Origin of the sequence: Exiguobacterium sp. H66, assembly GCF_018618705.1 — a bacterium.
In the GTDB taxonomy this organism is placed as follows: domain Bacteria; phylum Bacillota; class Bacilli; order Exiguobacteriales; family Exiguobacteriaceae; genus Exiguobacterium_A; species Exiguobacterium_A oxidotolerans.
The window spans coordinates 100,865-114,328 of sequence record NZ_JACSMQ010000004.1; the positions used below are offsets into that span (position 1 = coordinate 100,865).

Here is a 13,464-nt window from a genome sequence, read left to right on the forward strand (position 1 = left end):
TTTTTGCGCGGGTGAAGCATCATGACCTTGCTATAGTTGGAAAAAATAGCAAAGGGGTTTTTAACATGATGCATCACGTAATCGAACGAGCGAAGGAGTTAGTTACAAGCAAACTGAACATCGTCGAGACAGCAGACGACTGGGGTTTGTTACTTGAAGAAATCAACGGAATCGATGAATGGGTCCAGCTGTCGCAGTACTACGCGCCACGTCAAACAACGACGAAACTAGTAGAACGTCCGGAAACACCATCTAGCCTCCCGATCAAAATGATTCAGGAACGGAAGGAAGAAGTTGAACGGACTGTCGAACAACGGTATTCCTATACGTTTGAACGGCAATTAAAGGGTGGCTCGTTACGGGAATGGCCAAACAGTCATGTCTCAGAAAAAGAAATCCGTGACTGGAACCTGGAGCATGGGATGGAAGTCCGTGTCCAAGTCCTACATCAAGATGAGCGCCGGACGTCGCTTGAAATCTTAGCCGTCGTCGCGACGGATCAAGTAAAACCACTTGCAGAGCGAATCGTTTTTGAAAAGTGTATCGTCAAGAACCATGGCATCATCGAAGCGACGATTGACGGTCCACTGCAAGAGGAGACGGGAAAACCGTTCTATTACACGACACCACTCGAAGACATGCGGTTCTTCCAACTGAAAGCAGGTCAACTCGTCGACCTCGTCATGTGGAAAGGTCATCCGGAGACATTGACGATTGTCTGGAAACACGCATTTCATTACGAAGTACCGACCATGACGGAATTACCGGCACGCGACGTATCGAGTGGTTCGCCCGAGTCCGTCACTGCGTCACCTGCAAACAAACAGACGAAAACAGGACGCTACGACAAGATGATGCAACGGAAACCGAAGGCGAAGAAAGTCAAAAAAGAGCGGCGCCTCCGGGAAAAGAAAGTCCAGCAACTCGAACGTCTCGATACGACGACATTACCCGGTCAACCAATCGAATTCGTCGATAAAACGGCACTCGATTTTGCTTCCTACGACGGCATGCGTCTCGTCATCGTCGGTAATGAGCAACAGCGCGCCGTCTACCGCGACTTCTTTGCGGAGACAGGGATTGAATTAATCCATCTTGGCGGTGACGCCCAAGCTGCGAAAAAAATTGCCTGTCTCGCGAAAAAGACAGATGCGATCGTCGTCATCAAAAGTCGCGTCTCCCACGCAGCAGCGGCACATGTTCTCGTGCAAGCAAAAAAGCACGATATTCCGTTTGCGATTGAACGACTCGATGGACGACGCTCTTTGTATACGGCGTGCCAGCAACAACTTGAGAAAGCAATGGTCCAACGTTTACTAAAAGACAAGCGTTAAAAAGTGAAACCTCCTCAAAAATAAACCGTAAAGAAAGGTAGCACTTATTTTTGAGGAGGATCTTTCGATGTCAAAACAATTAAAATTAGCAGCGCGCGAGTCGTTGCAGGGACGATGGGGCTTCATGGCATTAATGATGTTGTTGTTCTTAATCATTCAAGGCGTTCCGAACGGATTTGCGTCCTCACCCGAAGAGGATTTCCAATTTATCGACCTGATTGGTATGCTCTTGACGGTGTTGACCTTACCGGTTGCAATGGGATGGTCATGGCTCGCCCTATCCGTTGCCCGAGACGAGCAGACGAAAGTCGCAGATTTGTTTGAGCCGTACAAAATGTTCTTGAAAGCCATTGGAGTGTCAATCGTCCAAACCTTTTTCTTAGGGCTATGGTTCTTACTTTTCATCATTCCAGGAATCATTAAGTCATTCTCTTACATGTTGACGTATTACATCATTCGGGACGAACCATCGATTGGCATCCTTGATGCCATTACGCGTTCACGCCAAATGATGGATGGACACAAAAAAGAGGCGTTTTTCCTCGTCCTTTCGTTCATCGGTTGGTTCTTGCTCGGAATCATTACGCTCGGAATCGGTTTCCTCTGGATTGGCCCGTACTTCAGCGTCACAATCGCGAAGTTCTATGATCGCGTGCGTGGGGAAGAAGTTTCGACGACTGGTCACCGGACAGCCATGATGGATGCAAATCACAATGACTCACCGTTCGTATCACCAGAATGAATTGATTTTGAACAGCACCATACAAAACAGGGATTGCCATCTTAAACCGATGCGCAATCCCTGTTTTTAGCTTCTAGACAAAGAAGTATCAAGAAACAGAGTGATTTTCCAAATGTTTTTTTAATTCCGATAGGAAAAGAAGGTTTAAAGGTTGCTTTACTCTGCTAAAAGATGTACGCTAATTTCAATTATTCTTATCACGAGAAGTCGAGGGACTGGCCCGACGACACTTCAGCAACCCCGCATGAGCGGAAGGTGCTACTTCCAAGAGGAATTTATTCCTTTGAAGATAAGAGCCGACAGTAGACATTCGTCGCTCTTTTCTAAACGAAAAGAGCGATTTTTTATGCAAAAAGGGGGCAAAGGGGATGGAATACGGATTTTGGTTACCAATCTTCGGAGGTTGGTTACGAAACGTCGAGGATGAACAAATGCCAGCGACATTCGATTATGCGAAACAAGTCGCACAGACGGCAGAACGGATTGGCTTTTCTACGACATTGATTGCAGAATTGAATTTAAACGACATTAAAGGAATAGCCGAACCGAGTCTTGAGGCGTGGACGACGGCAGCGGCGATTGCGGCGACAACGGAACGTTTGGAAATCATGACAGCCGTCCGGCCCGGTTTTCATAATCCGGCGACGACAGCGAAAATGGCGGCGAACCTCGATCAGTTGAGTAACGGACGTTTTACGCTCAACGTCGTTTCGGCCTGGTGGGAGGAAGAAGCCCGTCAATACAATGGGATATTTACAGCCCATGACGAACGATATGCCCGGACGGAAGAATTCGTGACGGTCATGAAAGGATTATGGGCGGACGCATCACCCTACAGTTTTGACGGAGACTACTATCAGCTGGAACGGGCAGAGCTTCACCCGAAACCCGTTCAGCGTCCCGGAATCAAGCTCTACGCTGGTGGTGAGAGTGAGACGGGGAAACAGACGATCGTCAATCACTGTGATGCCTATGTCATGCATGGGGGAACGGTTGATGAAGTCGCGACGAAAATTACGGATATGAAAATCCGCCGCGCGGCGACCGGGAAGCAGCCGCTTGCGAGTTTCGGACTGGCAGCCTATATCATCTGTCGCGAGACGGAAGAAGCAGCGCTCGAAGAATGGCGCCGGATTACGAACGTCAAAGAAGATGGTGCCGGATATGCCGGATATGACGACTTCGTCAGTAAATCGCAACTCGAACAACAGGTCAAACGAAATGATTACTCCGTCTCAAACCGTGGACTGCGTCCGAATCTGATTGGGACGCCGGATCAAATCGCAGAACGGATTCTTGAATTTGAAGCGGTCGGGGTGACGTTGCTCTTGCTCCAATTTTCTCCGCAACTCGAAGAAATGGAACGCTTTGCCCGCGAGGTCATGCCACGCGTCGAAGCGAAACGAAAGGTAGGTCAACTAAAATGACGAAAATTCATATTTTACACGAAAATCAGGAATGGACGGATCATTTAATCAAGCGACTCGAGGAACTCAACTTACCGTATGAACAGTGGCACCTCAACGAAGGGGTCGTCCCGCTCGACGAAACACCACCGGAAGGCGTTTTTTACAGCCGGATGAGTGCCTCGTCCCATACACGCGGACACCGGTATGCACCAGAATTGACGGAAGGGGTCCTCGCTTGGCTCGAAGAACATGATCGGACCGTTTTCAACGGAACCCGTGCGTTACGACTCGAGGTCAGTAAGATCAACCAATACACCGCCTTACGCAAAGCAGGTATCCGTGTTCCGAAAACGACGGCAGCCGTCGGACGTGATCAAATCGTCCAAGCCGCTCAAAACATCGGAGTGTCGTCGTTCATCACGAAACACAATCGTGCCGGTAAAGGACTCGGCGTTCAATTGTTCCACTCGATTGAAGCACTCGAGACGTATCTTGACGGACCGACATTCGATGAGCCGGTCGACGGCATCACGTTGATTCAAGAGTACATTCAAGCACCTGAACCGTATATTACGCGTTGTGAATTCGTTGGTGGTAAGTTCGTCTATGCGGTCCGTGTCGATACGTCGGAAGGATTCGAGCTCTGCCCCGCGGATGCTTGTGTCATCGATGATTTGTTCTGCCCGGTTGGGGAAGAGGCGGCAGAGACACCGATGAAATTCCAAGTTGTCGATGGGTTCGATGACCCAATCATCGCTCAGTATGAAGCGTTCTTGCAGGAAAATAAAATTGCGGTCGCCGGGATTGAGTTCATCAAGGATGCGGACGGGACGATTTATACGTATGACGTCAACACGAATACGAATTACAATTCGGACGCTGAAGCGGCAGCTGGGAAGTTTGGGATGCTGGAACTCGCCAAATTCCTCGGTCATGTGTTAGAACGTCAAACCGTGAAGTGAACATCAAAATCCACTTGAAGTAAGAAAAATACCCTGATTGTGCCGTAGTCGAGCGTTAGAACGACGGACATCAGGGTATTTTTAAACTAAAAGGAGGTGGTGTCATGGTGACGTGGCGTGAAGAAAAAGTACTTGCGATTCCAATCGAACAGGCGTGGCATTTGTTTGATCACGATCGACTGCAACGACTCATTCCGGGGGTAGTCCAACATGAGGTGATTGAACGTAAGCCGGGCGTCGTCGGATCGACGTACCGCCAAACCTACATGCAAGGGAATCGTCTTGAAACCTACATCGTGACCGATCTCGCTTATACGAATGAACCGGACTATAAACAAAATACGATTGGTTTTACGTTAGCGAAGATGTTTCGCCTTGAGATGTCGTTTGCGCTGAAGCGAATCGATGCGACGAACTGTCGTTTGATTTACACGGGGAAAAATGAAGGCGTCAACTTCGTCGGTCGCAGTCTCTTATCGTTAGGCGGAGAACGTGAAAACGAGAAAATTGTCAAAGGATTTCTCGAGCGGCTCGAAACAGAGGTTAAACAAATCCAAAACTAAAAACAGGTGTCTTCCCTTCCGGTCATGACGGAAACGGGGAGACACCTGTTTTAGTGAAGAACGACGCAGTCGGTCATTGTTCTACTTAATGGTGGTGCGAGTATGATTTTGTGCCTGTCGGAAGACCGGAGAGGTAGCCGACACCACCTGTTTTTTGGATGCCGATGCCATCTTGCATCGCTTGTTCAAGTTCTTTCGGGTCAACTGCTGTGATCTGCTTGCCGTCAAGACCTTCACCTGGGTGTTGGTAGTTGCTGAGCAAGTAGCTATAGCCACCGACACGATCGAGCGAACGGAGTCCAGTTGCTTCTGCACCGACGGGAACCGATAGGATACGTGAGAGTTTCTTCGTTTTCAAGTCGTATGCCCAGACGAAGTTATTCGTGTGCAGTGAGCTGTCCTCACCGATGAACAACGTATTCGATGCAGCAGAGTAAGCGAGGTTATCCGGGTTTGCGACGAGGTTCGGATTCGCTGTGTTTCCGTAAGCATCCGGTTGCGCTAAATCTTCACCGATGACAAGGGCGTTCATCCGTGTTGGAACATAAGAGCTGTCGATTTTTTTAGCACGACCGAGATTGAGTTCATACGTCACGCCAGATTCACGTTTTTCGAACTGGATGTCATCTTGGACGGCACCGGCTTGTTTTTCTGTGCTACCTGACACGTATGACAGCGCGATGTATGCTTTCTTGTCTTTTTCGTTGACCGTGATGCCTTCCATCTTGTTGAACTCAGATGTCGCACCGAGTATCACACCATAACGACGTGATTCGAGGAAAGCAGCTGCTTTCTCCATGCCTGGTTTCACTTTCAAGTACTCGACGTTTTTGCTTGCTGCCGTTTTGACTGCTGTGAAACCTGGTGTCGGTTCAGTCGCCGTTTCGAAGATGTCGCTGAACGTCGTCCCGTTGTCGATGATCTTTTTGACAGCAGCATCTGACGAATGGCCGAGTTTAATCCATTCGAGTTTACCGGCGCCGCCTTCAGTTGCCTTCGTCTGGTTGAACTTCGCTGCGTAAAGTGTTCCTTTTGAGAAGTCTTTTTTCTTATCCGCGACGTACATGAACATCATCGTGTTATTGCCGTCATCTCCGAAGATTGCCGTTTTTTGGTCAGGTAAGACTTGCATCATCTCGTGTGAGAAACGACCTGTACTGTAGTGCTTGACGACAGACGATTGTCCTTTACGGTCGACTGAAATTTCAGGTGTGAAACCGTAGAAGTATGGGTTGGCTTTACTTGCGTCACCGAAGTAACGTTCTGCGAATGCAGAGACTTCTTTATACGCGGATGAATTTGAATCGGCTTCGAACGCACGCGCATCCGGCTCGTATTCTTCAGAACCAAGGTGTGTTCCCCATGGCGTCGTTGATCCGTTACATGGTGTCCACAGTCCATTGACGTTTTTGAAGTCGATTTTGCTCGATTTTTTGACCGCCAGTTTACCGGTCTTTTTATCCTGTGTGACTTCTGTCAATGTCATCGACGCCGGGAGTCCGCGGACGGCGTTGCCTGCATTGTCGATTGAATCGTATTCGAAGTGCGAGACCAAGTACTTCTTACCGTGGACTTCGAGTAAGCTGTTCGAGTCCGGTGCGTCCGAGACGAATGCTTCCGGCTTATCAGGAACACTGCGATCGATGATTGGATCACCATTGACATCGATCGGTGTACCGGCTGCGATTTTTTGTCCTTTGTTGTCGACGATTTTATCTTGCGACAAGAACAATTGGTTGTAATCGAGTGCTTTTACTTCTGTTTTACCATTCTTATATGTGATTTTAACTTTAGCATCTGTATATGTTTTAACCATTTGATCAATCGTCTTTGGTGCATGCATCGATAAAAATTCAATGTGTTTGATGGCTTGATGTGAACGATGTTCGTTTGATTTAGCATCTGCGAGTGTTGGAATCAGACTCGATGATAAAAGTGCTGCCGATAGACCGACCATAAGTGTACGTTTCATGTATGTTTCCCCCCATGTTGTTTTAAACTCGTGTTGTGGCTACGTTCTTAATTAAAACAAGCGATTGTGTAGGCGGTGTAAAGGAAGCGAGACAGTCTGGTGTCGGAAGGTTAAGAATGGATTTACAAAAAAAGACTGTCCTTTATGTAAAGGACAGTCGGCAGATCAATGTGCGTATAACGCAGTCAATTGTTGTTGAATCGAGTCGTTGTTGAGGTACTCGTCGTACGTCGTTTCTTTATCGACGATTCCGTTTGGTGTGAGTTCGATGATCCGGTTCGCAATTGTTTCGACGAACTGATGGTCATGCGAGCTGAAGAGCATCGCACCTTTGTAAGCAATCAAGCCATCGTTGAGTGCTGTGATTGATTCGAGGTCTAAGTGATTCGTCGGATCGTCAAGGACGAGGACGTTTGAACCACTGAGCATCGCTTTCGATAACATACAACGGACTTTTTCTCCCCCAGAGAGGACTGACGCTTTTTTCATGACTTCTTCTCCGGAGAAGAGCATCCGACCGAGGAAACCACGGAGGAATGTGTCACTTTCATCAGCTGGTGAGTATTGGCGCAACCAATCGAGAATCGTTTTGTCAGACCCTTCGAAGAACTCCGAGTTGTCTTTTGGCAAGTACGATTGTGACGTCGTAACACCCCATTTGAATGTCCCGCTGTCTGCTTCCATTTCACCCATTAAAATTTTAAACAGTGTTGTGATGGCGATATCGCTTTGGCTGATGAATGCCACTTTGTCTGTTTTATTTAATGAGAAACGGACGTTGTCAAGGACTTTGACGCCATCGATTGTCTTCGAGAGACCTTCAACCGTCAACAAATCGTTTCCGATTTCACGTTCCGGTGAGAAACCGACGAACGGATAGCGGCGTGATGACGGACGGATGTCGTCAAGTGTGATTTTATCGAGCAACTTCTTCCGTGACGTCGCTTGTTTCGCTTTTGAAGCATTCGAGCTGAAACGCGCGATGAAGGCTTGAAGTTCTTTAATTTTTTCTTCTTTTTTCTTGTTTTGGTCGCCAGCCATCCGTGAAGCGAGTTGGCTTGACTCATACCAGAAATCATAGTTCCCGATATAGAGTTGAATTTTCCCGTAGTCGAGATCGGCCATGTGCGTACAGACGTTGTTGAGGAAGTGACGGTCGTGGGAAATAACGATGACCGTGTTCTCAAACCCGATCAGGAATTCTTCGAGCCATTTGACGGCTTTCAAATCAAGACCATTGGTCGGCTCATCGAGTAACAGAATATCCGGCTTACCGAACAACGCTTGCGCGAGCAAGACTTTAACTTTTTCTCCACCTGTTAATTCAGCCATTGTTTTTGTGTGCAGGCTTTCTTTGATTCCGAGACCTTGAAGGAGCATCGCAGCTTCAGACTCAGCTTCCCAACCATTCATTTCTGCGAATTCTCCTTCGAGTTCAGCGGCACGCATGCCGTCTTCATCCGAGAAGTTTTCTTTCATATAAATTGCATCTTTTTCTTTCATGACTTCATACAGACGTTTGTGTCCCATCATGACGGTTTCGATGACTTGGAACTCTTCATATTCATAATGATTCTGACGGAGTACGCCAAGACGCTCACCCGGTGTGATGATGACATCGCCTTGTTGTGCTTCGATGTCTCCTGCAAGAATTTTGAGGAAAGTCGATTTACCGGCGCCGTTCGCACCAATCAGACCGTAACAGTTACCTGGTGTGAACTTGATGTTGACGTCTTCGAATAATTTGCGGTCCGCAAAGCGGAGGCCGACGTTTTGTACTGTAATCATATAGAGATGAACCCTCGTTTCTAGTGTGTGATGTGCTGTTACGAGTGTACCACAAAATGATACGGCTCGTTTCAAGGACAAAGTTTTTTACATGTTAAGACAGATTCTAAAAATAAGCAACCATGGTCATGAAACATTTTCTGAAATCAACCGTATAAGTTAAAGAGACAGGATGAAGGAGGGATGAGAAATCATGGCAACATTGTTTACCTTACTGTTTTTCGCACTCATCGCCTTGTTAGGAATCGAACTGTATAAATATATCCAAGACAAAATTGACAAAGGGGACTCATAATGAGAAAAATCAAACCAAAGAAAAGAATTAACCCAGCGATGATCATCGCCGGTGTCATCGTCGTTGCACTCCTTGCCATGACACCGTTCATCGTCGAACAGATTGAACCGGGGCAAGTCGGTGTCGTCTACAAACCGTCAAGCGGTGTCCAGGACGAAACACTTTCGCAAGGGTGGCACGTCGTTTCACCGATCACACGTGTGACAGAGTATCCGATTCGGACACAAACGAAGTCGCTCGACAACATGACACTCGCGACAAAAGACGGGAAGAACATCGTTGTCGACTTTACGTACAGTTTTGCAGTCTCTCCCGATCAAGTCACGAAAGTATTCAATAAGTTCGGACCGATCGAAATCGATGAAATCGCAGATGGCTATTTGAAACAACGTTTATATGATGCGTCACGAGAGCAAATTTCGAAAGTAACTGTACTCGAATTGTTCGGTGAAGAGTCAGGAAATGTTTCAACGAGCATCCAAACGCAATTTGCAGAAGACGTTAAAAAAATCGGTTTCATCATTGAGGACGTTGCACTCGGTGCTCCGAAACCAGATGAAAAAACACAAGAAGCCATCGATTCTCGTGTTAAAGCCTCACAAGAGCTAGATAAGAAGAAAACGGATCTCGCGATTGCCAAAGCTGAAGCAGAACGACTTCGTGTCGAAGCACAAGGGGAAGCAGATGCGCGTTTGATTGAGGCGCAAGGTCTGGCGAAAGCACAGAAGGAACTTCAAAAAACGTTGACTGCCGAAATGATTCAATATGAAGCTGTCAAGAAGTGGGACGGGAAGTCACCACTTGTGAGCGGGTCGGGCAGCATGGTTCAGTTACCACTTCCAGATCAAGAAACAGAGAAGAAATAAGTAATGAAAGTACACCTTCAGACGAGAAGGTGTATTTTTTTATGGTTTTTTTAAGTAGTAAATTATAATTTTGATAAAATGAAACGATCTAATAAATGAGTTATATCAAGCAAATAAACATATTTCAGGAAAAAAATAAGAAAGATACCTCTTTTTAATTGTAAAATAATTGGTTTATTTTAGTATTTATAAGGTAATTATTGAAGTGAGTCATGAATGAGTTAATTGTAATCGGTCGTTAGGAGGGGGAGGTAGTGGTTGATAAAAAAATCTCCAATCCAATCTATCCCAACAATACTAGTGCTTAGTATTTTCTTGTCAGGCACACACGCTTTAGCGAATGCAACTTCGACTACGATTAAAGGTAATCTGACGTTAAAAGAATGTGTAAGCATTCTCGAAGCACAACCGTCACCTGACCAAAATGCAATCGATTATTGTGAAAACACCTTGAAGGAAGCAGAAAATGAATTTATCGAAGAAACAAAAAAGGAAGGAGACGATAGGGCAAAAGATGAGGATCAAGCGGTCGTGCCACCAGAAAACGACGAACTTGATCACATGGAGCCTGCGTCACCGGAAGCATCTTCAACACCCGAGACTGAAATACCCCCGACACCAGAACCTCAAGCACCAGAAGAGGAAGAGTCCCCAACACCCGAGACTGACATACCCCTGACACCAGAACCTCAAGCACCAGAAGAGGAAGAGTCCCCAACATCCGAGACTGAAATACCCCCGACACTAGAACCTCAAGTACCTGAAGAGAAAGAATCACTAGTATCCGAGGATGAATCATCAACTGCACCAAAGTCACAAAATCCTGCATTAGAGGATAAGGAAATACTTGTCGACGAAGGAGCGGAAAAAGCAGAACAAAGAGGAGCACTCGATGTCGCGTTGGTAGGATCGGTCAACCTGACCGCCGCCTATGAAGCAGCGCAAAGGAAAATTACGTTGACTGCGGATATGCAATCCGTTTTGAGTTTAGGATTAGGAAGCAAATACGTGATTTTTCAACTCCCACAGGAAGTGATGCAATCGATTCAGGCAGGGACAATCAGTTTGAGCTATTCCTATACAGGAGTGCTGGGCGCGAAGGTTGCAAATGTACCGGCCAGTTCGATTCAACAAAACGGCAATCAAATTTATGCAGAAGTCGGTTCTTTGCTTGCACTCTCACTTTTATCAAAAGATATCTTTACGTTAAGTTTCAAAGTCAATCCACTTCCGGTCGGAACAAATTCAGTTTATACATTTGAAAGTTCATTGACGAGTAGTGTAGTCGATTTGGATGTTTTAAATAGTGGTCTTGGAACGGCGACTTTAACAATCGGTCCCGTATTTCACCTTAAAGTACCTGAAGTCCTCGATTTTGGAACACAGGAAATCGAAGGGAGAGAGGGTGTAATCAATCGAAAAACAACGATGACGATTGAAATCTCGCATCAAAATGCTTTGAATTATGATTGGAAACTTCGCGCTAGGTTGACGGCACCACTCTCGAGCGAGGGAGGTGATGTACTAGATGACGTGCTGCTTTTTAAAGTCGGTGCGACAAATCAAACGTTACAAACCATTGATAGCGAAATTGCATCCGGGAAAATGGGAGCGACATCAACGATTTTGACGTATGGACCAAGTGAAGGAATCATTCTCGATTTGACAGGGAAACGACCACGAGCTACTACGTATCAGACGCAAATTCAATGGACATTAGTCAATGCACCATGAGAAGGGGAGATTTGAATGAAAAAACAGTCAATCGTTACTTCATTGTTTGCTAGTGCACTACTACTAGGTGGACCGTCCCTCGTATTTGCAGAAACGTCTTCAGGAAGTTCAACCGCGACCATCACTTTTGAGACGAATAAAGCACCCGACATTCTGGATCCAGCCAATCCCGATGATTCGTACACACCTGATCCAGGTAAGGGTGAAAACACACCGACCGGTAATACAGGACCGTTGACACTAGATTATGCCCCGAACTTTAACTTTGGGACACATGAAATTCTTGGAAGTGATGCTATTTTTGAATCGATTGACGAAAAACCCTTTCTACAAGTGACAGACCGGCGTGTCGTGTTGTCTGAATGGACGGTTACTGCCAAGCTGAATACGTTCACGAGTGGAGGGGAAAACACATTGCCTGGAGCATCATTATCGATAGCGGAAGGCATCGTGAATACGCCTACCTATAACGTCGGGGCGGCGGCACCCGTGACAAGCGCGATTGAATTGCTTGCGGGTGGTGAAGCAGTAGATATTTTAACGTCGACAGCTGGATCGCCTTACTCTTGGTTACTATCTTGGTTGGGTACTGATGTATCACCTGAGACGGACGGATCACTTTGGTCGAATGCCAACATTACATTGAATGTTCCATTGAATCAGCAAATCAAAGGAACGCACGTCGCGACAATCGACTGGGTATTAACGGATTCGATTCCTTGATTAAGGAGGGGATGGGTTGATTAAACGTGGTATACAGTATCTTGTTGGAGTAAGTGGAGTCATCTATCTACTCATGACCGGAGTAGTTGTCAGTGCCGAGAGTAACGTCAATTTTTCGGTTGAAGCGATACCGAATGAATTTCAAGTGGATTCCGGTGTCACGTATTTCGATTTAAGGATACCTCCGGAACAACGAACTGATATGAAAATTCGGATTTATAATCACGGATCAGACGATCAGTCCTATCTTGTCTCGCTCCGAAATGCGACGACGAACGGGAACGGATTGATTGTATATGAAGAGAAAGAACCATTGAGGCTCGCGGAAGTGTCGCTATCCGAGTTAGCTCGCGTCTCGGAAAAGCCGATTACAATTAAAGCAGGGGAGTCGAAAATCGTTTCGTTGAAGCTGAATTTGCCGAAACGAGCGATTGAAGGGGTCCTGCTCGCAGGTATTGAAATCAAGAAACAGGACAAACCCGAAGAGGCATCCGCAGAAGTCGGTGTTCAAAGTCGCCAAGCGTACGTCATTGGTGTAAAGGTTCGATCATCAATCCGGGAGATTGAACCGGATTTGCTGTTCGAGGGAGTAAAAGCAACTTCCTATCTGTCTCGTCCGAGCGTCCTCGTCACCCTCGCGAACCAAGCACCTGCCATCAGTGAAAAATTTCAGGTGGAAGCTGTCGTCAAAAAAGGTGGAAAGGTCATCGTTCGTAAAGAAATGACGGCTCAATTCGCTCCGACGACATACATGACGTTCCCACTTACATCAATGGGAATTTTGAAGCCGGGAACATATCAACTCGATGTTAAAGTGATTGGGAAAGAAAAAAACTGGACGTGGCAGGATGATTTTACAATTAGTGAAAAACAAGTGGAACGGATGAAAAAAACGGTTCCTGACGTCGAACAACATCCGAATTCGTTCCTTGGAGAAACATCGAAAATGTTGATGATTGTTTCGCTTTCCATCATCGTTCTTTTACTCGGTTACATTTATCACTTGAAACGAAAAGCATCTTCCGAATGATAAACAAGCGGCCCTGCTGAATCAGCAGGGCCGCACGTGTGAAGGT

General features: G+C 46.4%; 11 protein-coding genes and 1 riboswitch. Of the genes, 9 read left to right on the forward strand and 2 right to left on the reverse strand.

What is annotated here, in order from left to right; all coding sequences use genetic code 11:
• Positions 1 to 65 precede the first annotated feature (65 nt).
• The 5 genes from KNP88_RS08435 (at position 66) to KNP88_RS08455 (ending at position 5,010) form a co-directional block, all read left to right on the forward strand.
• Positions 66 to 1,334 (forward strand): DUF2325 domain-containing protein, encoded by a 1,269-nt coding sequence (locus KNP88_RS08435; protein WP_214893236.1) that lies wholly within the window; start codon positions 66 to 68, stop codon positions 1,332 to 1,334.
• A gap of 67 nt (positions 1,335 to 1,401) precedes the next feature.
• A complete protein-coding gene (locus tag KNP88_RS08440; RefSeq protein ID WP_214893238.1) occupies positions 1,402 to 2,076 on the forward strand; it encodes a DUF975 family protein in 675 nt (224 codons plus the stop codon).
• A gap of 191 nt (positions 2,077 to 2,267) precedes the next feature.
• Positions 2,268 to 2,372: riboswitch (SAM riboswitch) on the forward strand.
• A gap of 72 nt (positions 2,373 to 2,444) precedes the next feature.
• Positions 2,445 to 3,503 carry an LLM class flavin-dependent oxidoreductase gene (locus KNP88_RS08445; RefSeq protein WP_214893240.1) on the forward strand — a complete coding sequence of 353 codons (1,059 nt, stop codon included), beginning with the start codon at positions 2,445 to 2,447 and terminating at the stop codon, positions 3,501 to 3,503.
• Entirely contained in the window at positions 3,500 to 4,447 is a 948-nt protein-coding gene (locus KNP88_RS08450; protein WP_214893242.1) for an ATP-grasp domain-containing protein, read from the forward strand. The genes KNP88_RS08445 and KNP88_RS08450 overlap by 4 nt, the downstream gene beginning before the upstream one ends.
• 104 nt (positions 4,448 to 4,551) lie before the next feature.
• On the forward strand, positions 4,552 to 5,010 hold the full coding sequence (locus tag KNP88_RS08455; protein ID WP_214893244.1) for an SRPBCC family protein: 459 nt from the start codon (positions 4,552 to 4,554) through the stop codon (positions 5,008 to 5,010).
• A gap of 85 nt (positions 5,011 to 5,095) precedes the next feature.
• Here KNP88_RS08455 and KNP88_RS08460 read toward each other — a convergent pair whose 3' ends face one another.
• Together KNP88_RS08460 and KNP88_RS08465 are read right to left on the reverse strand one after the other, a co-directional pair.
• Positions 5,096 to 6,982 carry a PhoX family protein gene (locus KNP88_RS08460; protein WP_214893246.1) on the reverse strand — a complete coding sequence of 629 codons (1,887 nt, stop codon included), beginning with the start codon at positions 6,980 to 6,982 and terminating at the stop codon, positions 5,096 to 5,098.
• 165 nt (positions 6,983 to 7,147) lie between these two features.
• Entirely contained in the window at positions 7,148 to 8,770 is a 1,623-nt protein-coding gene (locus KNP88_RS08465) for an ABC-F family ATP-binding cassette domain-containing protein (protein ID WP_088838229.1), read from the reverse strand.
• Positions 8,771 to 9,064: 294 nt separating this feature from the next.
• Here KNP88_RS08465 and KNP88_RS08470 point away from each other — a divergent pair, with 294 nt between their 5' ends.
• The 4 genes from KNP88_RS08470 (at position 9,065) to KNP88_RS08485 (ending at position 13,418) form a co-directional block, all read left to right on the forward strand.
• Complete coding sequence (locus KNP88_RS08470; protein WP_214893248.1) at positions 9,065 to 9,931, forward strand: prohibitin family protein; 867 nt, start codon at positions 9,065 to 9,067, stop codon at positions 9,929 to 9,931.
• A 258-nt stretch (positions 9,932 to 10,189) separates the two neighbouring features.
• On the forward strand, positions 10,190 to 11,665 hold the full coding sequence (locus KNP88_RS08475) for a hypothetical protein (protein ID WP_214893250.1): 1,476 nt from the start codon (positions 10,190 to 10,192) through the stop codon (positions 11,663 to 11,665).
• Between the two features lie 15 nt (positions 11,666 to 11,680).
• Positions 11,681 to 12,388: a WxL domain-containing protein gene (locus KNP88_RS08480; RefSeq protein ID WP_214893252.1), complete on the forward strand. Its 708-nt coding sequence runs from the start codon at positions 11,681 to 11,683 to the stop codon at positions 12,386 to 12,388.
• A 16-nt stretch (positions 12,389 to 12,404) separates the two neighbouring features.
• The gene (locus KNP88_RS08485) at positions 12,405 to 13,418 is read left to right on the forward strand and encodes a WxLIP family cell surface protein (RefSeq protein ID WP_214893254.1); all 1,014 of its coding nucleotides are present in this window, start codon (positions 12,405 to 12,407) and stop codon (positions 13,416 to 13,418) included.
• Positions 13,419 to 13,464: the final 46 nt, after the last annotated feature.